The sequence below is a fragment of the Kitasatospora sp. NPDC091335 genome (genome assembly GCF_044757205.1).
Taxonomy (GTDB): Bacteria; Actinomycetota; Actinomycetes; order Streptomycetales; family Streptomycetaceae; genus Kitasatospora.
The window spans coordinates 139,411-163,551 of sequence record NZ_JBIVUM010000004.1 but is presented as its reverse complement, the minus strand read 5'-3'; the positions used below and the strand labels follow the sequence as shown (position 1 = coordinate 163,551).

The 24,141-nt window shown below is 70.9% G+C and carries 17 protein-coding genes; all 17 read right to left on the bottom strand.

Annotated elements, in window-relative coordinates:
• Positions 1–21 precede the first annotated feature (21 nt).
• Positions 22–1,071, bottom strand: a complete 1,050-nt coding sequence (locus tag ACIQOW_RS12180; RefSeq protein ID WP_401083252.1) for an ABC transporter ATP-binding protein — start codon at positions 1,069–1,071, stop codon at positions 22–24.
• 155 nt (positions 1,072–1,226) lie between these two features.
• Complete coding sequence (locus ACIQOW_RS12175) at positions 1,227–2,402, bottom strand: ABC transporter ATP-binding protein (protein ID WP_401083250.1); 1,176 nt, start codon at positions 2,400–2,402, stop codon at positions 1,227–1,229.
• A complete protein-coding gene (locus tag ACIQOW_RS12170; protein ID WP_401083248.1) occupies positions 2,392–3,444 on the bottom strand; it encodes an ABC transporter ATP-binding protein in 1,053 nt (350 codons plus the stop codon). Before ACIQOW_RS12170 ends, ACIQOW_RS12175 begins: the two co-directional genes overlap by 11 nt.
• Positions 3,445–3,460: 16 nt before the next feature.
• Positions 3,461–4,375 carry an ABC transporter permease gene (locus ACIQOW_RS12165; protein ID WP_401083731.1) on the bottom strand — a complete coding sequence of 305 codons (915 nt, stop codon included), beginning with the start codon at positions 4,373–4,375 and terminating at the stop codon, positions 3,461–3,463.
• A gap of 76 nt (positions 4,376–4,451) precedes the next feature.
• Positions 4,452–5,378 (bottom strand): ABC transporter permease, encoded by a 927-nt coding sequence (locus ACIQOW_RS12160; protein WP_401083247.1) that lies wholly within the window; start codon positions 5,376–5,378, stop codon positions 4,452–4,454.
• A gap of 126 nt (positions 5,379–5,504) precedes the next feature.
• Entirely contained in the window at positions 5,505–7,130 is a 1,626-nt protein-coding gene (locus ACIQOW_RS12155; protein WP_401083245.1) for an ABC transporter substrate-binding protein, read from the bottom strand.
• A 191-nt stretch (positions 7,131–7,321) separates the two neighbouring features.
• Positions 7,322–8,338: an ABC transporter ATP-binding protein gene (locus tag ACIQOW_RS12150; protein WP_401083243.1), complete on the bottom strand. Its 1,017-nt coding sequence runs from the start codon at positions 8,336–8,338 to the stop codon at positions 7,322–7,324.
• Positions 8,331–9,380, bottom strand: a complete 1,050-nt coding sequence (locus ACIQOW_RS12145; RefSeq protein WP_401083241.1) for an ABC transporter ATP-binding protein — start codon at positions 9,378–9,380, stop codon at positions 8,331–8,333. Before ACIQOW_RS12145 ends, ACIQOW_RS12150 begins: the two co-directional genes overlap by 8 nt.
• A gap of 19 nt (positions 9,381–9,399) precedes the next feature.
• The gene (locus ACIQOW_RS12140) at positions 9,400–10,344 is read right to left on the bottom strand and encodes an ABC transporter permease (protein ID WP_188296645.1); all 945 of its coding nucleotides are present in this window, start codon (positions 10,342–10,344) and stop codon (positions 9,400–9,402) included.
• Positions 10,337–11,263 (bottom strand): ABC transporter permease, encoded by a 927-nt coding sequence (locus ACIQOW_RS12135; RefSeq protein ID WP_401083239.1) that lies wholly within the window; start codon positions 11,261–11,263, stop codon positions 10,337–10,339. The genes ACIQOW_RS12140 and ACIQOW_RS12135 overlap by 8 nt, the downstream gene beginning before the upstream one ends.
• 140 nt (positions 11,264–11,403) lie before the next feature.
• A complete protein-coding gene (locus tag ACIQOW_RS12130) occupies positions 11,404–13,047 on the bottom strand; it encodes an ABC transporter substrate-binding protein (RefSeq protein ID WP_188296647.1) in 1,644 nt (547 codons plus the stop codon).
• A 431-nt stretch (positions 13,048–13,478) separates the two neighbouring features.
• A complete protein-coding gene (gene typA, locus ACIQOW_RS12125; RefSeq protein WP_188296648.1) occupies positions 13,479–15,383 on the bottom strand; it encodes a translational GTPase TypA in 1,905 nt (634 codons plus the stop codon).
• A gap of 331 nt (positions 15,384–15,714) precedes the next feature.
• Positions 15,715–17,541 (bottom strand): ABC transporter family substrate-binding protein, encoded by a 1,827-nt coding sequence (locus tag ACIQOW_RS12120; protein WP_401083236.1) that lies wholly within the window; start codon positions 17,539–17,541, stop codon positions 15,715–15,717.
• Positions 17,542–17,634: 93 nt separating this feature from the next.
• Positions 17,635–20,232 (bottom strand): SpoIIE family protein phosphatase, encoded by a 2,598-nt coding sequence (locus tag ACIQOW_RS12115; RefSeq protein WP_401083234.1) that lies wholly within the window; start codon positions 20,230–20,232, stop codon positions 17,635–17,637.
• A 228-nt stretch (positions 20,233–20,460) separates the two neighbouring features.
• On the bottom strand, positions 20,461–23,205 hold the full coding sequence (locus tag ACIQOW_RS12110; RefSeq protein ID WP_401083231.1) for a SpoIIE family protein phosphatase: 2,745 nt from the start codon (positions 23,203–23,205) through the stop codon (positions 20,461–20,463).
• 139 nt (positions 23,206–23,344) lie between these two features.
• The gene (locus tag ACIQOW_RS12105) at positions 23,345–23,845 is read right to left on the bottom strand and encodes an NUDIX domain-containing protein (protein ID WP_401083228.1); all 501 of its coding nucleotides are present in this window, start codon (positions 23,843–23,845) and stop codon (positions 23,345–23,347) included.
• 41 nt (positions 23,846–23,886) lie between these two features.
• The gene (locus ACIQOW_RS12100; RefSeq protein ID WP_401083225.1) at positions 23,887–24,078 is read right to left on the bottom strand and encodes an SPOR domain-containing protein; all 192 of its coding nucleotides are present in this window, start codon (positions 24,076–24,078) and stop codon (positions 23,887–23,889) included.
• Positions 24,079–24,141 lie beyond the last annotated feature (63 nt).

The following is a 24,141-nucleotide window of genomic DNA, read 5'->3' as shown; positions in this document are numbered from 1 at the left end:
CCCGCCGGCCGGTGGCGGGCCTCAGCCGTGCAGTGTCTCGCGCCAGTAGTGGCAGGCGCTGCGGCGGCCCGCCAGCTCCGCTCCGTACTCGCTCGTCACCGGCACCAGCGGCGGGAGTTCGGCCCGGCAGCGGTCCTGCGCCCGGTCGCAGCGGGGGTTGAAGGCGCAGCCCTCCGGGATCCGCAGCAGGCTCGGCGGCATGCCCTTGATGGCGTGCAGGTTCCGGCCCTTCTGGTCCAGCCGGGGGATCGAGTCCAGCAGGCCCCTGGTGTACGGGTGCGCGGGCCGGGCGTACAGCTCACGCACCGGGGCGGTCTCGACGATCCGGCCCGCGTACATCACCGCGATCTTGTCCGCGACGTCCGCCACCACACCGAGGTCGTGGGTGATCAGGATCAGCCCCATGTTGAACTCGGCCTGCAACTCGGCCAGCAGGTCCATCACCTGGGCCTGGACGGTGACGTCCAGAGCGGTGGTGGGCTCGTCCGCGATGATCAGGTCCGGCTCCAGGGCCAGCGCCATCGCGATCATGATCCGCTGGCGCATGCCCCCGGAGAACTGGTGCGGGAAGTCGTTCACCCGCTCCCGGGCCGCCGGGATGCGCACCCGCTCCATCAGCTCGACGGCCTTCTCCTTCGCCTCCTTGCGCGAGGCCCCGCGGTGCGCCCGGAACATCTCCCCGAGCTGGTAGCCCACGCTGAGCACCGGGTTCAGCGCCGACAGCGCGTCCTGGAAGATCATCGCGATGTGCCGGCCCCGCACCGAGCGCCTGGCGTTGGTGCTCATGGTCAGCAGGTCCTCGCCGCGGTACAGGATCCGTCCCGAGGTGATCCGACCCGGCGGGATGTCCAGGATGCCCATCACCGCCTGCGCCGTCACCGACTTGCCGGAGCCCGACTCCCCCAGTACCGCCAGGGTCTCCCCGGCCGCGACCGAGTAGCTCACCCCGTTGACGGCCCTGGCGACGCCGTCCCGGGTGTGGAACTCCACGTGCAGGTCGTCGACCTCCAGCAGCGGCGTCCCGGGCTCCAGGCTCTCCCGACCGCCGCCGATCACCTCCACCGCGTCCATGTGGGCAGCCCTCCTCAGCGCAGCGGCGTCCACCGATGGGCGCAGAGCAACTATCAAGGAACGGACCGCACTTGGCGAGCCTGCGGCAGATCTCTTTTCCGTCACGGAACAGGGCGCGCCCTCACCTGCGAGGACGCGCCCTGGTAGTGGACCGCTCAGTCGGAGCCCTGCCCGCCGTCCCGCTCCGGGGCGTCCTGCCCGCCGTCGCGCTCCGGGGCGTCCTGCCCGCCGTCGCGCTCCGCCGCGCTCTGCCCGATCTCGCGCTCCGCCGCGAAGTGACACGCCGAGTCGTGCCGCGCCGCCCCGCCCAGCCAGGACGGCGGAGCCAGCAGCGGCACCTCGACCTCGCAGCGCTGCTGCGCCTTCCAGCAGCGGGTGCGGAAGCGGCAGCCGGACGGCGGGTTGGCCGGCGAGGGCACGTCGCCGGTGAGCACGATCCGGTCCCGGGTCTCCCGCGCCGTCGGATCCGGCACCGGCACCGCGGAGAGCAGCGCCTGGGTGTACGGGTGGGTCGCGTGGTCGTAGATCTCCGCGTCGCTGCCGATCTCGACCATCTTGCCCAGGTACATCACCCCGACCCGGTCCGAGATGTGCCGGACGATCGAGAGGTCGTGCGCGATGAACATGTACGACAGGTTGAACTCGCCCTGGAGCTGCTCCAGCAGGTTGATCACCTGCGCCTGGACGGACACGTCCAGCGCGGACACCGGTTCGTCGCAGATGATGATCTCGGGCTTGAGCGCCAACCCCCGGGCGATCCCGATGCGCTGGCGCTGTCCGCCGGAGAACTGGTGCGGATAGCGGTTGATGTACTCGGGGTTGAGCCCGACCACGTCCAGCAGGTCCTGGACGGCCTTGCGGCGGTCGCCCTTGGGCGCCACCTCGGGGTGGATCTCGAACGGCTCGCCGATGATGTCGCCGACCGTCATGCGCGGGTTGAGCGAGGTGTACGGGTCCTGGAACACCATCTGGATGTTCCGCCGGACGGCCTTCAGGGCCGCCCCGGAGAGCCTGGAGATCTCCTCCCCCTTGTAGCGGACGGACCCTTCGGTGGCCGGCTCCAGGTTCATCAGCACCTTGGCCAGCGTGGACTTCCCGCAGCCGGACTCGCCGACGACGCCGAGCGTCTCGCCCTGCATCAGGTCGAAGCTGACGCCGTCGACCGCCTTGACCGCGCCGACCTGCCGTTTGAGGAGGACGCCCTTGGTCAGCGGGAAGTGCTTGACCAGGTCCCGGACTTCGAGGATCGGTTCGCCGCGCCGCACCGGCTGTTCGAAGGCGACCTCCTCCGGCAGCGCCGCGCCCAGTGCGCTGGCCCCGTCAACGGTCATGGAGGGTCTCCTTCCAGAAGAAGCAGGCGCTGCCGCGCCCCTCCAGTGGCGTCCCGTCCTCCTCGGTGACCGGGAACAGCTCCGGCACCTCGGTCCGGCAGACGTCCTGGGCCCGTGGGCAGCGCGGGTTGAAGGCGCAACCCCTGGGGATGCGCAGCAGGTTGGGCGGCAGGCCCTTGATCGCGTAGAGCTCCTGGCCCTTCTGGTCCAGCCGGGGGATCGAGTCCAGCAGGCCCCTGGTGTACGGGTGCGCGGGCCGGGCGTACAGCTCACGCACCGGCGCGGTCTCGACGATCCGGCCCGCGTACATCACCGCGATCTTGTCCGCGACGTCCGCCACCACGCCCAGGTCGTGGGTGATCAGGATCAGCCCCATGTTGTACTCGGCCTGCAACTCGGCCAGCAGGTCCATCACCTGGGCCTGCACCGTCACGTCCAGGGCCGTGGTGGGCTCGTCCGCGATGATCAGGTCCGGCTCCAGGGCCAGCGCCATCGCGATCATGATCCGCTGGCGCATGCCCCCGGAGAACTGGTGCGGATAGTCGTTCACCCGCTCCCGGGCCGCCGGGATGCGCACCCGCTCCATCAGCTCGACGGCCTTCTCCTTCGCCTCCTTGCGGGAGACCCCACGGTGCGCCCGGAACATCTCCCCGAGCTGGTAGCCCACGCTGAGCACCGGGTTCAGCGCCGACAGCGCGTCCTGGAAGATCATCGCGATCTTCTGGCCGCGGATCCGCCGCCGCTCGTCCTTGCCCATCGTGAGCATGTCCTGGCCCCGGAAGCGGATCTCGCCCCGCGGGATCCGGGCCGGCGGCATGTCCAGGATGCCCATGATCGCCTGCGCCGTCACCGACTTGCCGGAGCCGGACTCGCCCAGCACCGCCAGCGTCTCCCCGGCACTGACGCTGTAGTTGACGCCGTTCACGGCCCTGGCGACGCCGTCCCTGGTGACGAACTCGACGTGCAGGTCCCGGACGTCGAGCAGCGGGCCCTGGTACGGCGCCTCCCGCCGGCTCCCGGTGGTGTCCACCGCTGTACTCACGATGCGCTCCCCTCGCTCAGCGAAGCTTCGGATCGAGGGCGTCGCGCACCGCGTCGCCCAGCATGATGAAGGCCAGCACGGTGATCGAGAGCGCCACGGCCGGGAAGAACAGCACGTACGGCGCGGTCCTGATCACCTTCTGGGCGGAGGAGATGTCGATGCCCCAGGAGATGGTCGGGTCCTGGAGACCGATGCCGAGGAAGCTCAGTGTCGCCTCGGTGGCGATGTAGCCGCCGAGCGCGATCGTCGCCACCACGATCACCGGGGCGATCGCGTTCGGCAGGATGTGCCGGAACATCAGCCTCCCGGTCCCGGCGCCGAGCGCCCGGCCGGCCACCACGTAGTCGGACTGCTTCACGGTCAGCACCGCCCCGCGCATCACGCGGGCGATCTGGGTCCAGCCGAGCACGCCCAGCGCGATGACCACGCTCCACACCGTGCGGGTGGCGAACGCGTTCAGCAGCACCAGCGCGCCGAGCAGCAGCGGGATGCCGAAGAAGATGTCGGTGATCCGGGAGATCACCGCGTCGATCCAGCCGCCGAAGTAGCCGGCGACCATCCCGGTCAGCCCGCCGACCACGGTGACGGCGGCGGTCACGAAGATGCCGACGGTGATCGAGGCCCGGGCCCCGTACACCACCCGGGCGAAGATGGACCGGCCCTGGGCGTCGTAGCCGAACCAGCCGGTCCCGAAGACGTCGCCCCAGTCCGGCCGCCTGAGGTAGTCGTTCACCAGGTCGGCCTTGCGCGGGTCCGCGTCGGTGAACGCCCAGGGGAAGACCGCCATCACCACCAGCAGCAGGATCAGCACCGCCGAGATCAGGAAGATCGGCCGCTGGCGCAGGTCCCGCCAGGCGTCGCCCCACAGACTGCGGGCCTCCTCGCGCTTCTCCGCGTCGCGCTCGACCAGAGTCTCCTGCTCGACCGCCATGCCCTGCTCTCCCGCGTAGTCGAGGCGTGAGACGCCCGGCTTGGGATGCGGCTCGTACGAGTCCTCGTCGTGGATGTCAGGCATAGCGGATCCTCGGGTCCAGGACCGCGTAGAGCAGGTCGACGAGCAGGCTGGCGACCAGGTAGACGATCACCAGGACGGTCACGATGCCGACCACGGTGGGGCCCTCCTTCTGGTTGATCGCCCGGTACAGGACGTTGCCGATGCCCTGCACGTTGAAGATGCCCTCGGTGACGATCGCCCCGCCCATCAGCGCGCCGAGGTCGGTGCCGAGGAAGGTCACCACCGGGATCAGCGAGTTGCGCAGCAGGTGGCGGGAGATGACGGTCCGCCGGGGCAGGCCCTTGGCGACCGCGGTGCGCATGTAGTCGGCGCGCAGGTTCTCGCCGATCGACGTCCGGGTGAGCCGGGCGACGTACGCGAGCGAGAGCGAGCCCAGGACGACCGCCGGCAGCACCAGCTGGGTGAGGTCGTAGCTGTCCTGCACCGTCGGGGTGACCCAGCCCAGGTTGGTGGCGAACACCGTCTGCGCGATGTAGGCGAGCACGAAGACCGGGATCGAGATCACCACCAGGGTCATGATGAGCACCGCGGTGTCCGCGACGCTGCCGCGCCGCAGGCCGGAGACCAGGCCGAGGGCGAGGCCGGCGACCAGCTCGAAGACGAAGGCCAGCAGGGCCAGCCGGATGGTGACCGGGAAGGCGTCCGCCATGATGTCGGAGACCGGCCGGCCGGTGAAGCTGGTGCCGAAGTCCCCCTGGAAGAGGTTCCCCATGTAGTGCAGGTACTGCTTCCAGAGCGGCTGGTCCAGGTAGTACGTGTGCTTGATGCTGGCCACCACGGCCGGGTCGGCGGCCTTCTCGCCGAACAGTGCCGACACCGGGTCCCCCGGCAGCGTGTAGACCATCAGGAAGATCAGCAGCGTGGTGCCGAAGAACACCGGGATCATCTGTAGCACCCGTCGCAGCACGTAACTGCCCATCCGAGCCTCCTTCCTAGGTGTCCTGGATTGCCCGGCCGACCGGTGCGGTCGTCCGAGAGACCGCGCCCCGCCCTCCGTGCGGGGAGGGCGGGGCCGGCGCGCCGGTTCGGGGGCCGGGCCAGGGGCTCAGCCCTTGACCTCGACCTGGGTCCAGGCCGGGTTCCCGAAGGAGTCGAACTTCACGTTCTGCACCTTGGAGGAGTAGCCCGAGTTGGTGCGGTAGTACCAGAGCGGGATGGCGGGCATCCCGCTCGGCAGCACCGCCTCGGCCTGCTGGTAGCCGGTGACCGTGTCGGCGACGCTGGCCGCCTCGTCGGCCTTGGTGGCGGCCTCGTCGAACTGCGGGCTGCTGTAGCCGAAGTCGTTGGACGCGGCGCCGGTGCGGTACACGTCGGCCAGGAAGTTGGCGTTCAGCGGATAGTCCTGCACCCAGCCGGTGCGGAAGGCGCCGTTGAGCGTGTGCCCGGTGATCGCCGCCCGCGCGGTCTTGAAGTCGGGCTTCGGGTCACCCAGGCAGTCGACGCCGGTGTTCTGCCTGATCGAGTTGCAGACCGCGTCGACCCACTCCTTGTGGCCGCCGTCCGCGTTGTAGGTGATCAGCAGCTTGTTGCCGGGAGCGCCGCCGCCCTCCTGGATCAGCTGCTTGGCCTTGGCCGGGTCGAACGTGCAGAACTCGCCGCAGGTGCCGTCCTTGTAGCCCTGGACGCCCTCCGCCACCCAGGCGGTGGCGGGCTTGCGGGAGCCCTGGAGCACGGTCTTGGTGATGGTGTCGCGGTCGATCGCCATCGACAGGCCCTGGCGCACCTTGGCCTTGTCCGGCGAGGACCAGTCGGCCTGGTAGAGGGTGAAGCCGATGTTCTGGATGGCACCCTGCGGCTCGTCCACCGCGCGGTCGCCGAGGTCGTTCTTGTAGGTGGCCAGCGCGGACGGCGGCACCTGGTCCATCACGTCCAGGTTGTTGGACTGGAGGTCGGCGTAGGCGGCCTCGGACGTGGTGTACATCTTGAAGACGATGCCGCCGTTCTTCGGCTTGTCCACGCCCTGGTAGTCCGGGAAGGCCTTGGTGGCCACCTGGCTGTTGTGCGACCAGCTGACGAACTGGTACGGGCCGTTGCCCACCGGCTTCTGGCCGTAGCCGGCCGGGTCCTTGAAGAAGCCCTCGGGCAGCGGCGAGAAGGCGATGTAGCCGAGCTTGTACTCGAAGTACGAGACCTTGTGGTCCAGCTTGACGGTGAAGTGCAGGTCGTCGGTGACGGTCAGCCCGGACATCTTGTCCGTGGTCGGCGAGCCGGTGGCCGGGTGGATGTCCTGGTAGCCCTCGATGTCGGAGAACCAGGAGCTGTTGATCTGGTTGTTGGCGGGGTTGGCGCCCCAGTTCCAGGCGTCGACGAAGCTCTTGGCGTTCACCGGGGTGCCGTCGTGGAACTTCCAGCCGTCCTTCAGCGTGACCTCGAAGGTCTGCGAGTCGCTGGTGTCGATCTTGTCGGCGACCTGCATCCGGATCTTGGCGTTGCTCGGGTCGTAGTCGACCAGCCCCTTGAAGAGGTTCTGGAGGATGCGACCACCGCCGACCTCGTTCGCGTTGGCCGGTTGCAGCGGGTTCTGCGGCTCGTTGCTCTGGTAGCTGAAGGTCTTGCCGGCGTCCGACGAGCCGCTGCCTCCTCCGCTGTCGTTGTTGCTGCACCCGGTGGCCACCAGGGCCACGGACGTCGCAGCGGCGAGGACCCAACGAGCACGGGCGGCTACGGGCATGGAGGTTCCTCCTCAGGGGGGTGTGTGTCGCATCACACCCCATGAGAAGCGCGGCCCGGCGACGGCGCGCGTCAGGTGCACCCGGACGGGTGCCGTGCCCCCGTCACGGAGTTGACGCGGCGCCGGACCCGCGGACGCGGGAAGGGCCCGCGGCGCGAACGCCACGGGCCCTTCCTGGGTGTACGGGGGGATCAGGCCGCGGCCTGCTCCCTGACCTCGGGGAAGTGGCAGGCCGACTCGTGCGCGGCCGGGCCCTCCAGCAGCGAGGGGACCGCGAGCAGCGGGACCTCCTCGGCGCACCGCTCCTCCGCCTTCCAGCAGCGGGTGCGGAAGCGGCAGCCGGACGGCGGGTTGGCCGGCGAGGGGATGTCCCCGCTGAGGATGATCCGCTCGCGGGACTCGCGCGCCGCCGGGTCCGGCACCGGCACCGCGGAGAGCAGCGCCTGGGTGTACGGGTGGGTGGCGTTCTCGTAGATCTCCTCGTCCGAGCCGATCTCGACCATCTTGCCCAGGTACATCACGCCGACGCGGTCGGAGATGTGCCGGACGATGGAGAGGTCGTGCGCGATGAACATGTAGGAGAGGCCGAACTCGCCCTGGAGCTGCTCCAGCAGGTTGATCACCTGCGCCTGGACGGACACGTCCAGCGCGGACACCGGCTCGTCGCAGATGATGATCTCGGGCTTGAGCGCGAGACCGCGGGCGATGCCGATGCGCTGGCGCTGTCCGCCGGAGAACTGGTGCGGGTACCGGTTGATGTACTCCGGGTTCAGACCCACGACGTCCAGCAGGTCCTGGACGGCCTTGCGGCGGTCGCCCTTGGGCGCCACCTCGGGGTGGATCTCGAACGGCTCGCCGATGATGTCGCCGACCGTCATGCGCGGGTTGAGCGAGGTGTACGGGTCCTGGAACACCATCTGGATGTTCCGCCGGACGGCCTTCAGGGCCGCCCCCTGGAGCGTGGAGATGTCCTCGCCCTTGAAGAGCACCTGGCCGGAGGTGGCCCGCTCCAGGTTCATCAGCACCTTGGCCAGCGTGGACTTGCCACAGCCGGACTCGCCGACGATCCCGAGCGTCTCGCCCTTCTTGAGCTCGAAGGAGATGCCGTCGACCGCCTTGACGGCGCCGACCTGCTTCTTCAACAGGATGCCCTGGGTCAGCGGGTAGTGCTTGACCAGGTCCTTGACCTCCAGGATGTTCTCAGCCATGGAGGGTCTCCTTCCAGAGGTGGCACGCGCTGCGGCGGCCGGTGAGCTCCTTGCCGTCCTTGTCCGTCACGTGGTGCAGCGCCGGGATCTCCGTGCGGCACAGGTCGGTGGCGACGTCGCAGCGGGGGTTGAACGCGCACCCGGTGGGAACCTTGAGCAGGTTCGGGGGCAGGCCCTTGATCGCGTAGAGCTCCTGGCCCTTCTGGTCCAGGCGCGGGATGGAGCGGAGCAGGCCCTTGGTGTACGGGTGCGCGGGGTTCGCGTACAGGTCGTGCACCGGGGCGGTCTCGACGATCCGGCCCGCGTACATCACGGCGATCTTGTCCGCGACGTCGGCGACCACGCCGAGGTCGTGGGTGATCAGGATCAGGCCCATGTTGTACTCGGCCTGGAGCTCGGCCAGCAGGTCCATCACCTGGGCCTGGACGGTGACGTCCAGGGCGGTGGTGGGCTCGTCCGCGATGATCAGGTCGGGCTCCAGGGACAGCGCCATCGCGATCATGATGCGCTGGCGCATGCCGCCGGAGAACTGGTGCGGGTAGTCGTTCACCCGCTCCCGGGCGGCGGGGATGCGCACCCGGTCCATCAGCTCGATGGCCTTCTCCTTCGCCTCCTTGCGGGAGGCGCCCTGGTGCACCCGGAACATCTCGCCGAGCTGGTAGCCGACGCTGAGCACCGGGTTCAGCGCGGAGAGCGCGTCCTGGAAGATCATCGCGATCTTCCGGCCGCGGACCCGCCGCCGCTCCTCGTTGCTCATCTTGAGCATGTCCTGGCCGCGGAACAGGATCTCGCCCTGGGTCACCTTGCCCGGGGGCATGTCCAGGATGCCCATGATGGTCTGCGCCGTCACGGACTTGCCGGAGCCGGACTCGCCGAGCACGGCGAGGGTCTCGCCGGCCGCGACGGAGTAGTTCACGCCGTTCACGGCCTTGGCCACGCCGTCCCGGGTGTGGAACTCCACGTGGAGGTCCTTCACCTCCAGGAGAGGAGTGCCAACTTCGAGACGGTCGTTCTTCTGGTCGTTCTCGATCACGGTGGTCATCGGGTCGTCACCTCTTCTCTCAGCGGAGCTTCGGGTCGAGGGCGTCGCGCACCGCGTCGCCGAGCATGATGAACGCCAGCACGGTAAGGCTCAGCATTCCGGCGGGGAAGAACAGGGCGAACGGCGCCGTACGGATCACCTTCTGGGCCGAGTTGATGTCGATGCCCCAGGAGATGGTCGGGTCCTGGAGACCGATGCCGAGGAAGCTCAGCGTCGCCTCGGTGGCGATGTAGCCGCCGAGCGCGATGGTGGCGACGACGATCACCGGGGCGATCGCGTTCGGCAGGATGTGCTTGAACATGATCCGGCCGGTGCCGGCGCCGAGCGCCTTGGCCGCCGTCACGAAGTCGGCCTGCTTGACCGTGATCACCGAGCCGCGCATGACACGGGTCATCTGGGTCCAGCCCAGGGCGACCAGCGCGAAGACCACGCTCCAGACGGTGCGCGTGGTGAACGCGTTGAGGACCACCAGCGAGCCGAGCAGCAGCGGGATGCCGAAGAAGATGTCGGTGACGCGGGAGATGATCGTGTCGACCCAGCCCCCGAAGTAACCGGCCACCATGCCGGCGAGGCCGCCGAGGATGGTGACACCCAGGGTCACGCAGATGCCGACCACGACCGAGGCGCGGGCGCCGTAGACGACGCGGGCGTAGATGCTGCGGCCCTGGAGGTCGTAGCCGAACCAGTCCGCCTGGAAGAAGTGGCTGTAGTTCGGCTTCGTCAGGTAGTGGTTGCGCAGGTCGCCGGCCCGCGGGTCCACCGAGGTGAACAGGCCGGGGGCGATGGCGATGACGATCAGCAGCAGGATCAGCAGCGCGGAGATCACGAAGATCGGCCTGCGTCGCAGGTCGTGCCAGGCGTCCGAGCCGAGGCTGCGGGCCTTCTCCTGCTTCGGCGCCGGGGCGTCCGCGGCGCGCTGGGCCGGGACGTCCCCGGCGGTCTTCTTCTCGGTCAGGTCAGGCATACCGGATCCTCGGGTCCAGGACCGCGTAAAGCAGGTCGACGATCAGGCCGGCGGCCAGGTAGACGATCACCAGGAAGGCCACGAAGCCGGAGACCGTCGCGCCCTCCTTCATGTTGATCGCTTGGTAGAGCGCGTGGCCCACGCCCTGGACGTTGAAGATGCCTTCGGTGACGATCGCACCGCCCATCAGGGCGCCGAGGTCGGTACCGAGGAAGGTGACCACCGGGATCATCGAGTTGCGGAGCAGGTGGGTGCCGATCACCTTGCGCCGCGGCAGACCCTTGGCCACCGCGGTGCGGACGTAGTCGGCCTTGATGTTCTCGGCTATGGAAGTACGGGTGAGGCGCGCGACGTAGGCCAGCGAGAGCGAGCCGAGCACGAAGGCCGGCAGCACCAGCTGGGTGATGTCGTTGCTGTCCTGGACGGTCGGGGTGACCCACTTCAGGTTCTGCCCGAAGACCGTCTGGAAGATGAAGCCGAGCACCGGGACCGGGATCGAGATCAGCAGCAGGGTGAGGACCAGCGTGCCCTTGTCGAACATCTTGCCGCGGCGCAGACCGGAGTACAGGCCGATGCCGATGCCCAGGACGATCTCGATGGCGAACGCGAACAGCGCCAGCCGGACCGTGACCGGCAGCGCCTCGGTGATCTTGTCGATGACCGGGCGCTGGTCCAGACCGGTGCCGAAGTCACCGGTGAGCAGCTTCCCCATGTAGTCGAAGTACTGCTGGATCAGCGGCTTGTCGAAGCCCTGCTGGTGCTTCAGAGCGGCGAGCTGCACCGGGTCCGGTGCCTTGTCGCCCCACAGTGCTGCCACCGGGTCTCCAGGCAGCAAGTGCACCATGAAAAAGATGAGTGCGGTCGTTCCGAGGAACACCGGGATCATCTGGAGCAGTCGCCTTGCGACAAAGCGCCCCATCGTGCCTCCATGTATGGCCCTGCCGAGCCCGTCAACTCGGCAAGAGATAAGTCGGCGTGCCAACGGCCGGTGCCAGTCCTCGCCCTTGTGGGGATGGACGGGCACCGGCCGTTGTCACCGGGTCAGGCGGTGCCGACCGATTACTTCTTCTTCTTGACCTCGACGTCGGTGTAGACCGGGTCGCCGAAGGAGTTGAACTTCACGTTCTGGACGTTCTTGGAGTAGCCGGAGCTGGTCTTGTAGTACCAGAGCGGGATGGCCGGCATGTCCTTGGCCAGAACGGCCTCGGCCTGCTGGTAGAGCTCGGCGGTCTTCTCGACCGAGGTGGCGGCGTCCGCCTGCTTCGACAGGGCGTCGAACTCGGGGCTGGAGTAGCCACCGTCGTTGGCCGCGGCACCGGTGCCGTAGACGTCGCGCAGGAAGTTGGCGTTCAGCGGGTAGTCCTGCACCCAGCCGGTCCGCATCATGCTCTGGACCTGCTTGTTCGTGATGATGTCACGCGAGGTCTTGAAGTCGGGCTTCGGGTCACCGAGGCACTCGACGCCGGTGTTCTGGCGGATCGAGTTGCAGACCGCGTCCACCCACTCCTTGTGGCCGCCGTCGGAGTTGTACAGGATGCCGATCTTGCCACCGGGGACGCCGCCGCCCTCGGTGATCAGCTGCTTGGCCTTCTCCGGGTTGAACTTGCAGGCGTCGCCGCAGGTGCCGGCCTTGTAGCCCATGACGCCGGGCGCCACGAACGAGTCGGCGGGCAGGCGGTTGCCGTTCAGCACGGTCTTGGTGATGGTCTCGCGGTCGATCGCCATCGAGAGGCCCTGACGGACCTTCTCCTTGCCCGGGGTGTTCCAGTCACCCTGGTACAGCGCGAAGCCGATGTTCTGGATGGCGCCCTGCGCCTGGTCGACCGCGCGCTTGCCCAGGTCGTCCTTGTACTTCGGCAGGTCGGTCGGGTCGACCTGGTCCAGCACGTCCAGCGTGTCGGACATCAGGTCCTTGTACGCGGCCTCACCGGCGGTGTAGTTCCGGAAGACGACGCCACCGTTCTTCGGCTTGTCGATGCCCGTGTACTTGTCGAAGGAGGCCAGCGTGATGGCCTTGTTGTGCTCCCACGACACGAACTTGTACGGGCCGTTGCCGACCGGCTTCTGGCCGTAGCCCGCCGGGTCGGCGAAGAAGCCCTCCGGCAGCGGGAAGAAGGCCGAGTAGCCGAGCTTGTACGTGAAGTACGAGACCGGGCTGGTCAGTTCGATGGTGAAGTGAGTGTCGTCGACGACCTTCAGGCCGGACATCTCGGTGGCGGTCGGGTCGCCCTTGTCCTTGTCCGGGTGGACGGCGTCGTAGCCGACGATGTCCGAGAACCAGTCCGAGTTGATCTGGTTGTTCTTCGGGTTCGCCGACCAGTTCCAGGAGCTCACGAAGGACTTGGCGGTGACCGGGGTGCCGTCGTGGAACGTCCAGCCGGACTTCAGCGTCACGGTGTAGTTCTTGGCGTCGGTGGTCTCGATCTTGTCGGCCACCTGGTTGCGCAGGGCACCGGTCGCGGGGTCGTAGTCGACGAGGCCCTTGAAGAGCTGCTTGACGATACGGCCGCCCTGGTTCTCCATGGCGTTGGCCGGCTGGAGCGGGCGCTGCGGCTCCGCGCTCTGGTAGCTGAAGCTGGCCCCGGGGTCGACCGCGGCGCTGTCGGAGCTACCCCCAGAGGAGTCGCTGCTGCTGCACGAAGTCGCAGCGAGGGCGACAGCAACAGCTGCGACAACCCACTTGGCCTGGCTCGCACCGCGCATCGGTGTGCCTCCTGAATTCGACGTTGCAACGAGGAGGGCATCGCGGAACGGTTCTCACCGGGTCCGCCGTGCCGTCCGCGCTCGTGGTTTCGGCGCGCACCCCTGCGCGTTCACCCTTGACCCGAGCCTGACTGCACCCACTATCCGTCACGCACGGACACGAAAGTGACCAGTGACGATCTCAATTAGGTCACATGAACAGTCGGTAAGTTTCGAAAACCGGACATTTGAGACATAGCCAGACAGGCACCAAACGGACAGTCGTCACGGATGACGAACTGCCGCGTCCGCTCAGCGGACGCCTCGGCGTGATGAGCGCTATTCCGTTAATAGCGGCCCCGGCAACTTGGAGTAGTTGAAAAAGTTCGCCCCCCTCTCCATGGGAAAGGGGGGCGAATCATTCCGGCCAAAGGCCGTTCAGCGCGTCCGGATCACGCCTTCTTGGCGCGCGAGGCAGTGCGTCCGCGGTCCTTCTGGTCAAGGACGACCTTACGGATGCGAACCGTCTCCGGGGTCACCTCGATGCACTCGTCCTCGCGGCAGAACTCCAGCGACTGCTCCAGCGAGAGCTTGCGCGGCGGGACGATCGACTCGGCCACGTCGGCGTTCGCGGACCGCATGTTGGTGAGCTTCTTCTCCTTGGTGATGTTCACGTCCATGTCGTCGGCGCGCGAGTTCTCACCGACGATCATGCCCTCGTACACCTCGGTGCCCGGCTCGCAGAAGAGCACGCCGCGCTCCTGGAGGTTGGTCATCGCGAAGGCGGTGACCACACCGGCCCGGTCGGCGACCAGCGAGCCGTTGTTGCGGGTGGTCAGGTTGCCGAACCACGGCTCGTGGCCCTCGTGGATCGAGTGGGCGATGCCGGTGCCGCGGGTGTTGGTGAGGAACTCGGTGCGGAAGCCGATCAGGCCGCGGGACGGCACGACGAACTCCATCCGGACCCAGCCCGAGCCGTGGTTGGACATGTTGTCCATCCGGCCCTTGCGGATGCCCATGAGCTGGGTGACGGCACCCATGTGCTCCTCCGGCACGTCCACGGTGAGGCGCTCGACCGGCTCGTGGGTCTTGCCGTTGACCTGCTTGGTGACGACCTGCGGCTTGCCGACGGTCAGCTCGAAGCCTTCCCGGCGCATGGTCTCGATCAGGATGGCCAGCGCCAGCTCACCGCGGCCCTGCACCTCCCAGGCGTCCGGACGCTCGGTGTCCAGCACGCGCAGCGAGACGTTACCGATCAGCTCGCGGTCCAGGCGGTCCTTCACCTGGCGGGCGGTGACCTTGCGGTCCACCTTGCCGGCGGCCTTGGCGTCCGCGCCCTTGCCGCTGCCGCCACGGCCGACCAGCGGGGAGGTGTTGGTGCCGATGGTCATCGAGATGGCCGGCTCGTCCACCGTGATCAGCGGCAGCGCGACCGGGTTCTCCGGGTCGGCGAGGGTTTCGCCGATCATGATCTCGCCGATGCCGGCGACGGCGCAGATGTCACCGGGGCCCGCCACCTCGGCCGGCTTGCGGGTGAGCGCCTCGGTCATCAGCAGCTCGGAGATGCGGACGTTGGAGGTCGTGCCGTCGCGCTTGATCCAGGCCACGGTCTGGCCCTTGCGCAGCTCGCCCTGCTCGACGCGCAGCAGCGCGATGCGGCCGAGGAAGTTGTCGGCGTCGAGGTTGGTGACGTGGGCCTGGAGCGGCGCGTCCTCCTCGTACGTCGGGGCAGGGACGTGCTCCAGCAGGGTGGAGAAGAACGGCTCCAGGCTGGTGCTGTCCGCGGGGACGGTGCCGTTCTCCGGCTTGGTCAGCGAGGCGACGCCGTCACGGGCACAGGCGTAGACGATCGGGAACTCGATCTGGTCCTCGTCCGCGTCCAGGTCCAGGAACAGGTCGTAGGTCTCGTTGATGACCTCGTCGATCCGGGAGTCCGGACGGTCGGTCTTGTTGATGCAGAGGATGACGGGCAGCCGCGCGGTGAGCGCCTTGCGGAGCACGAAGCGGGTCTGCGGCAGCGGGCCTTCGGAGGCGTCGACCAGCAGGACGACCGCGTCCACCATCGACAGACCGCGCTCGACCTCGCCACCGAAGTCGGCGTGGCCCGGGGTGTCGATGATGTTGATGGTGATCGGTGCGCCACCATCCTTGGGGTGGTACTTGACCGCGGTGTTCTTCGCGAGAATGGTGATGCCCTTCTCGCGCTCCAGGTCGTTCGAGTCCATCATGCGGTCGTCGAGGTGCTGGTGGGCGGCGAAGGCGCCGGCCTGCTTCAGCATGGCGTCGACCAGCGTGGTCTTGCCGTGGTCGACGTGGGCGACGATGGCGACGTTACGGATGTCGTTGCGCGTGGGCATGCCTTGCTGATTCTCCCGGAATCGTGGGTTGCGGCGCCCGGCTGCGTGACGCGCACTTGCGATCCCTGTCGATCGCCGCCGCCCGTTCCGCCTGCTACTACCGGTCCACCCGCCGGGCACATGGCCATGCCTCGGCTTCCTCCTATCGTACGGGGAAGCACCGAGGTGGGCAGAAACGAGCAGGTCGGGCGGGATCAAGATCACAGGTGGGTCATGCTCCCTTCACCTGGCGGCCGGACTCCGACACTCTTCCGTTCGTGATCCGACGACTCCGGGCCTCGCTGCCCCGGCTGCGGCCGCGGCCGGAGCCGGAGCCCGCGGAGGCGGCGCGCTAGCGGCTCCAGCCCACGTCCTGGAAGCGCGGCCACCCGAAGCCGTACGTGCCCGCGCCGACCACCCCGGTCCTGACGCCGGCCAGCTCCGGCCGCTGGTAGAGCGGCACCGAGTGCCCGAGCTGCCAGATCCGCAGGTCCGCCTCCTGGAGGAGGTCCAGCCGGGCCGCCGGGTCCAGCTCGGCGGCGGCCCGGTCGAACAGTCGGTCGATCTCCTCGGTGCCGCTGCGGCCGAAGTTGCCGCCCGGGTCGAGTGCGCCGTCGGCGTCCGGCCGGGGCTTGGCGTACGCGGGGCGCTGCTCGCTCGCCGGGCTGGGGCCGACCGGCCAGGAGAACAGCGCGAGGTCGTAGTCCCCGGCCGCCAGGTGTTCCCCGAGGAAGGACTCGGCGGGCGCGGCCACCGGTCGCACCACGATCCCGGACTCGGCGAGGACGGCGGTGAGCGTGTCCGCGGTGCGCTGGGCGGTCGCCGAACCGGCCGGGACGAGCAGGGAGAGGGCGAGCGGCCGGCCGCCCTTCGTCCGGGGGCCCCCGCCGGCGGACCGCATCCAGCCCGCCTCGTCCAGCAGCCGGCCCGGGTCCGCGGAACCGGCCGCGGCGCTGTCGTCCCGGTAGCCCTCCTGGTCACCCGCGAGCAGGTGGCTGCCCAGCGGCTCGGCGGGCAGGCCGAGCGGGGCGAGCGCGGCCTCGGCGATCCGCCGCCGGTCCACGGCCTTGGTGAGGGCGCGGCGCACCACCGGGTCGGTCAGCGGGTCGCGGGCGGCGTTGAGGGTGAGCTGGGTGAGCGAGGCCGCGGCGGCCCGGTGCACGGTGACGCCGGGCAGCGACTCGGCCCGGCGCAGGGCGAGCGCCGCCGCCTCGGGCGCGGCCGCGGGCGGCGGCGCCGGGGAAGCTGAGGGGGACGAGGAAGGGGAAGCGGCACGGGACGAGGAAGGGGAAGGGGAGGCGGCCGGCACCGCCCGGTCCACCGCCGCGGTGAGCGGGGCGACGTCCAGCCGGTCCTGGTCCAGCGCGTCCAGCCGCTGCCCGGGCGGGACGGCGAGGAAGTCGATCCGGTCGGCCTTCGGCGGATCGCCCCACCAGAGCGGGTTGCGCACCACGCTGACCTGCCCGCCCTCGGCGTCGTACCTGGAGAGGGTGTACGGCCCCGCGCCCGGCCGGCCCCCGCCGGTCAGCGCCCGCTCGAAGGCGGCCGGGGTGGCCGTCTCGGCGGCCGGGTAGAGCGGCCCGAACAGCGAGCGCCACTCGGCGTACGGCCGCCGGAAGGTCACCCGTACCTCGTGCGGGTCCGCGCCCTGGGTGATCGAGTCGATGGCGTCGTACCCGGCCGGCCGGGCGCCCCGGTAGGCCGGGTCCAGGCCGGACAGCGCGGCCCGCTGCGCGTCGAGGTCGGCGGCCGAGAGCGGGGTGCCGTCGCTCCAGACGGCGCGCGGGTTGAGCCGGTACGTCACCACCTGCGGCTGCTGCCCCGCCGGGGTGGACTCGGCACCGGCCAGGTAGTCCGGGTCGGGGGCCAGCCGGCCGTGCCCGTCGGGCCGGAACAGCGAGGGGTAGAGCGCGTGGGCGAGCAGCGCCGAGTCGGCGCTCGCCGCGCCCTGGTAGACGTTCAGCGTGGCCGGGACGCCGTCCAGGGCCCAGCGCAGCGTGCCGCCGTCCCGGACGGCGGTGCGGTCGGCGGGCCGGACGTCCCCGGTGGTGGCGGTGGGCTCGGCCGGGACGGGCGCGGGGGCCGGGGTACGGGCGGGGCCCCGGTCGGCGGAGCAGCCGGCGGGGCCGGCGGCGAGCAGCAGCGCGGCGGCTGCGGCGGTGAGCTGGCGGACGCGCATGGCGGCCATCGAACGCCGCGCCCGGTGCCCGGCCCGCGCCGACACGGCGGGCGGCCGGGCGACAGCACCCGTCCGGCCCACCGCTCCGGACGGCTACAGCCCCAGCTCGAACCAGACGATCTTGCCCTTCGGCGTGCGCCGACTGCCCCAGCGCTCGGCCAGCAGGCTGACCAGTTGCAGGCCGCGCCCGCCCTCGTCGGTCTCCTGGGCACGCCGCTGCCTGGGCTGGGCGTAGCCGTCGTCCCAGACCTCGCAGACCAGGCTGCGCTCGCGCAGCAGCCGCAGCCGGATCTCGCCCCGCCCGTGCTTGAGCGCGTTCGTGACCAGCTCGCTGACCAGCAGCTCGGTGGTGTCGACCAGTTCCTCCAGCCCCCTGGAGAGCAGCCAGCTGCACGCCAGCTCGCGGGCCTTGGCCACGGAGGTGGGCTCGGGCGGCAGGAACCAGTTGCCGACGGCGTCCTCGGGGAAGGCGTGCACCTTGGCCATCAGCAGGGCGATGTCGTCCTCGCCGTGGTGCGGGTTGAGCTCGCCGAGCACGTGGTCGCAGAGCTCCTCCAGCCCCTTGCCCTCACCGGAGAGCGCGGAGCGGAAGGCCCGCAGGCCCTCGTCCAGCTGGTGCTTGCGGCTCTCCACCAGGCCGTCGGTGTAGAGCGCGAGCACGGCGCCGTCCGGGAGGGTCAGCTCGACCTCCTCGAAGGGCTCGCCGCCGACGCCGAGCGGCAGGCCGGGCGGTACGTCGAGCATCCGGGCGCTGTCGCCGGGGCTGAGCAGGACGGGCGGCAGGTGGCCCGCGTTGGCGAAGACGCAGCGGCGGGTGACGGCGTCGAAGACCGCGTAGACGCAGGTCGCCAGGTAGACCTCGCGGGCCTCCTCGTCGGCCGTCGAGGTGAGCCGCCCGTACTGGGTGGGCGGGCCGGCCGGCACCGAGTCGTCGCCGAGGCCGCGGGCGATCTCGTCCAGCGCGGTGAGCACCTCGGCCGGGTCCAGGTCGAGCATCGCCAGGGTGCGGACGGCGGTGCGCAGCTGGCCCATGGCGACGGCGGCGCGCAGACCGCGGCCCATCACGTCGCCGATGACCAGCGCGGTGCGGTTGCCGGGCAGCGGGATGACGTCGAACCAGTCGCCGCCGACCTCGGTGTTGTTGTTGCTGGGCAGGTAGCGGCAGGCGATCTCCAGGCCGCTGGCGGCCGGGTTGCCCGGGGGCAGCAGGCTGCGCTGGAGGATCAGCGCCCGCTCGTGCTCGCGCCGGTAGAGCCGGGCGTTGTCGATGCAGACGGCGGCGCGGGCGACCAGTTCCTCGGCGATCGCGACGTCGCGGGCGTCGAAGGGCTCGCTGCCGATCGCCCGGGAGAGCTGGACGAGGCCGAGCACCTGGTCGCGGGCGACCAGCGGGACTATCAGCGTGGAGCGCAGCAGCGGGTCGGGCCCGGGCTCGGGGATGACGCTGCGGCCGGTGCGCAGGGCCCGGGCGTGCGGGGAGCGGCGCGGGTAACAGAGGGTGCCGCCGGCCTCGGCGATCGGCAGGGCGGTGACCGAGCCGAGCACCGAGGAGGCGCCGCCGACCACGCTGGAGACGGCGACCCGGCGCAGTTCGCCGCTGCCGTCGGTGAGCACGGTGTCGCCGAGCCGGCCGGCGCTGGGGACGGTCTCGCCGGAGAGCAGCGCGGTGTAGAGGTCGACGGTGGCGAGGTCGCAGAACGGCGGGACGACGACGTCCAGGAGTTCCTTGGCGGTGGTCTCCAGGTCGAGCGTGGAGCCGATGTGGGCGCTGGCCTCGTTGAGCAGCGCCAGGTTGCGGCGCACGCCGTCGGCCTCGCGCTCGGCGACGTGCCGGCTGGTGACGTCGGTCACCTGTCCGGCCACGCCGACGGTCTGCCCCGCGGTGCCGTTCAGGCGATACAGCGAGACGGCCCAGAGCCGGTTGCCCTCGCGGGTCGGGACGGCGCCGTGGAAGCGCAGGTCGAAGACGGGCTCGCCGGTGGCCAGGACCTTGCGCAGGGCGGCGGTGAGCCGGTCGGCCTCGGACGGCGGGAAGAGGTCGTGCGGGGTGAGGCCCTCCAGGTCGGTGGGGACCAGGCCCATCCCGGAGGCGAAGGCGTCGTTGACCCGCTGCAGCCGCAGCCGGCCGTCGAACAGCACGAAACCGGTGGGCGTCTGCCCGAATACGGCCTCGGAGGCGGCCAGGTCGGTCTCGATCCGGCGCAGCCGTCCGAGGTCGACGGCCAGGCAGGTGGCGCCCGCGGTGGGCAGGGCGCTGTCGGGCATCAGGTAGAGCTCGGCGAGGCCCTCCCCGCCGGCGGCGTCCTGGTACGGGGTGGTGCCGACCCACTCCTCCCCCGCCAGGGTGCGCTCCAGCCGGGCGCGGCCGCGCTGCCAGAGCTCGCGGGGGACGAAGGTGGTGATCGGGTCGGCGCCGACGGCCTCGGCGGCCGGGACGCCGAAGAACTCGGCGGCGCGCTCGCTCCACTGGCTGATCCGCCCGTCGGGGCCGATCGCGAAGGTGGCGACCCGGATGTAGTCGTAGATCGATCCGGGGTCACCGGCGCCCCGCGACCGGTCCTCCGGTACCGGATGGTGGCCGCGGCTGGTGGCCCGGCCGCCCGGTACGGGCAGGTGCGAGGCACCGGCCTGTCCGGGCACGGCGGCATGACCGCTGCTGCTCTGCGCGCTCCGCGCCGGAGTGCTGTTCAACGGACCGACCCCTCCAACCCGCGACCGTCCGGATGTCGAGAAGACCGAGTATTCATCATCGAGGGGTACGTTCACACGCCCTCAACATCACAACATCAGATCGGGCGAAGGTTTTTGTCCTACCGCCCGCGCAACCACAATGCCACGCTCGCGCCCCCTTCCGAGTCGCGCGCTCCCCCTGGGCTCCCGACGGCATGTGCGGCACGGCTCTCCCGACGTTCGTTCCGATCACGATCCGTCGGGCTCATTACCCGGTAGTGCCTGCTCGAACCAGACCACCTTGCCGATGCCCTCGGCCCTGGCGCCCCAGCGCAGGGCCAGCCGGTGGACCAGTTCCAGACCGCGCCCGCCCTCGTCGGCCTCGGCCGCGTGCCGCTCCCTGGGCGGGTCGGGCAGCGGGTCGGAGATCTCGACCAGCAGCGTCTCACCGAGCGTCAGCCGTACCCCGATGGGGGCGCTGGCGTACCGGACGGCGTTCGTGACCAGCTCGCTGACCAGCAGCTCGGCGGTGTCGGTGAGCCCCTCGACGCCCCACTCGGCGAGCGCGGCGCGGACCAGCCGGCGGGCCCGGGAGACGGCGGTGGGCTCGGCGGGCAGGGTCCAGCCGGCCGTCGGGGTGCCGGCCTGGCCGTGGCCGAGCCGGGCCAGCAGCAGCGCCACGTCGTCCGGCTCCCGGCCCTGCTCCATGGTGTCCAGCACCGCCTCGCAGGCGGCCTGGATGGAGGCGTGGGAGTCCTGGAGCACGGTGACCAGCCGGCCGAGGCCGACGTCCAGGTCCTTGTCGCGGGACTCGACCAGGCCGTCGGTGCACAGCGCCAGCAGGCTGCCCTCGGGGATCTTCAGTTCGACCGACTCGAACGGGACTCCGCCCACGCCGAGCGGGGCGCCGGAGGGCAGGTCCAGGATGCGGCCGGTGCCGCCGGGCAGCGGACCGCCGGTGCGGGTCGGCTCCGCGCCGTCCGGGCCGGGCACCACCAGCACCGGCGGGATGTGCCCGGCCTTGGCGACGGTGAGCCGGGCCGTCGCCGGGTCGAAGACCGCGTAGATGCAGGTGGCCAGCAGCGCCTCGTCCGGGCCCTGGGCGAGGTCGTCGGCCAGCTCGTGGACGTGCCGCAGCAGGACGTCCGGCGGCAGGTCGAGGGCGGCCAGCACCCGGACGGCGGTGCGCAGCCGTCCCATGGTGGCGGCGGCCCGCAGGCCGTGGCCCATCACGTCGCCGACCACCAGCGCGGTGCGGTCGCCGGGCAGCGGGATGACGTCGAACCAGTCGCCGCCGACCTCGGTGCCGCTGCTGCCGGGGACGTACCGGTAGGCGACCTCGACGCCGGTGGGCTGCGGGACCTGCTGCGGGAGCAGGGTGCGCTGGAGGGTGAGCGCGGCGGTGCGCTCGCGGGCGTAGAGGCGGGCGTTGTCCAGCGAGCTGCCGGCCCGGTCGGCCAGCTCGACGGTGAAGGCCAGGTCGTCCCGGTCGAAGCCCTCGCGGTAGCCGGCCCGGCTGACCAGCAGCAGGCCGATCACGATGCCGCGGGCGCGCAGCGGCACGACCAGCATCGAGTGCACGCCGAGGTCCCTGGCGGCCTGCATCTTCGGATCGCCGGGGTAGGTGACGTCCTCCAGCCGGTCGGCGCCGGACAGCAGCTCGGGCACTCCGGTGCGCAGCACCCGGCCGCAGGTGGAGTCCTCGGCGAAGGTGATCCTGGCGCCGCGGCGCAGCATCACGTCCACCTCGGGGCCGTCCTGGACGGAGGCGGTGCCGAGCTGGAGCAGCGAGGTGCGCCGGTCGTGGCCGTGCCGGGGCAGGTCGTCACCGTGCGCGACGGCCTGGAGCAGGACCACCGCCGAGTGGTCGGTCAGCCTGGGGACGACCGAGCCGGCCAGCTCCTGGGCGATCCTGGAGGCGTCCAGCAGATCGCCGACCCGGGAGCCGAACTCGTTGAGCAACGAGAGCCGGCGCCGGGCGTGCTCGACCTTGGCGACCGCCCGGTAACGCTCGGTCACGTCCATCACGGTGCCGGAGATGCCGAGCACCCGGCCGGAGCGGTCGGTCATCCGGCTGTAGGAGATCGAGCGGTAGCCGGCCCTGGTGGTGACCGGGGAGGCCAGGGTGACGTCGATGACCGGCTCGCCGGTGGCCAGCACCTGGCGCTGGATGGCGGTGATCTCGTCGGCGGCCCGCTCCGGCAGGGTCTCGCCGGTGGTGCGGCCGACGTGGTCCTCCAGGGCGACGCCGTTCATCTCGGCGAGGGTCTGGTTGACGGCGGTGTAGCGCAGGTCGGTGTCCATGATGGCGATGCCCAGCGGGGACTGCTCGAACAGCGCGTCACGCACCGCGAGGTCCCGCTCGACGGCCCGGACGGCGGTCGCCTCGGCCATGTTGACCTGGAGGAACGGGGTGCCGTCGCCGTCCACCAGGAGGGAGATCCTGGCGTCCACGGCGACCGGCGCGCCGTCCCGGTCGCGCAGTTCGGCGTAGCCGGCCCAGCGGCCGTGCCGCAGGGTGTCCTGGATCGCGGCCCGGATCCGGGCGACCTGCGTGGGTTCGGGGATCAGCTCCTCGATCCGGCGGCCGACCAGCAGTTCGTTCGGCCAGCCGAGCAGTTCCTCGGCGGCCGGGCTCCAGAGCACCACCCGGCCCGCGGTGTCCAGGATCGCGATGGCGACCTTGAGCATGTCCAGCAGGCTGCCCTCGGCGGGCGATCCGGGGCCCGCCTGGCTCTCGGCGGGACCGCCGGGGAACGGCCGTCCGGGACGGCTGCGCAGGCCGGGCGCGGTGCCGGCCCCGGACACCGCCAGGGTCGGCGCCGGCTGGGCGGGCCGCGCGGCGTCGGGGGCCTCGACAGCGCCGCCGCGGCGGCCGGAGGGCGGCTGGGGGGCGGCCGGACGGGCGACGCGGCGCAGTCGGGCGCGGGCGGCGGCGCTCCCCGCGGAGCCTGCCCGCCGCTCTCCCCCGCCACCCTTCCCGGTACTCGACACCGACGTGGCCTCCGGCTCTGGTCGGGATCGGCGTCGCCGGCTGGGGGCGGCTCACCGATGGTGACGAATAGTGCCGAAAAGTGACATACCCAGCAGTTCCCAGGCTATCCCGGAGGCTGGGTCGTCTTGTCCGATTGACCTACCCGGCGGACTGCGCGTCGTCACCCGCGGGTGCGCCGTCCGCGGCCGCCGCCCCGCCCTCCGCGAGCAGCCGGGCGACGTGCGGCAGCACGTCACGGTCGTGGTCGATCCAGTCCACGGCGTCCAGTTCGCCCGGGCCCAGCCAGCGCAGCGCGTCGTGGTCCTGGAGTGCGCGCGGCTCGCCGGCCAGCAGTTCGGCGGCCCAGAAGTGCAGCTCCAGACCGGGGCGCACGGCCCACGCGCCGGGCAGCCGGGTCAGCGCGCGCGCCCGGACGCCGAGCTCCTCCAGCAGCTCCCGCTCCAGCGCCTGCGCCTCGGTCTCACCGGGCTCGGCCTTCCCGCCGGGGAACTCCCACCGCCCGGCCACCGCCTCGGGCGCGTTGCGCCGGGCGGCCAGCACCCGGCCGCCGCGGACCAGCGCGCCGCCGACGACGATCCGGGGGGTGCCGGGGGTGCCGGGTGCGGGGTGGGTGGGGTGGGTGGCGTGGGTCGCGTCCATGGGGCCGACCCTACGGGCTGTCGCCGGCGGGCCCTGGCGGCTCAGGCGTTCCGGACGGTCCGATCCGCCGGTTCCGGCCCGGCCTCCCCGTCCGCCTCGACCCAGTACAGCTGCTTGTGGCCGCGGGACTCGAAGTCGGTGGCCAGCCGCCGCGCTTCGGCCGGGTCGAGGCCTCCGGCGACCAGGAAGCGGTTGCCGTTGTCGTCCTGCCGCATCACCCGGTAGGTGTCCATGCCGGGAGGGTACCGGGGGCCGCCGCGGGCCGTACGGCTCCGTGGCGGGCCCGCCGGCCCGCT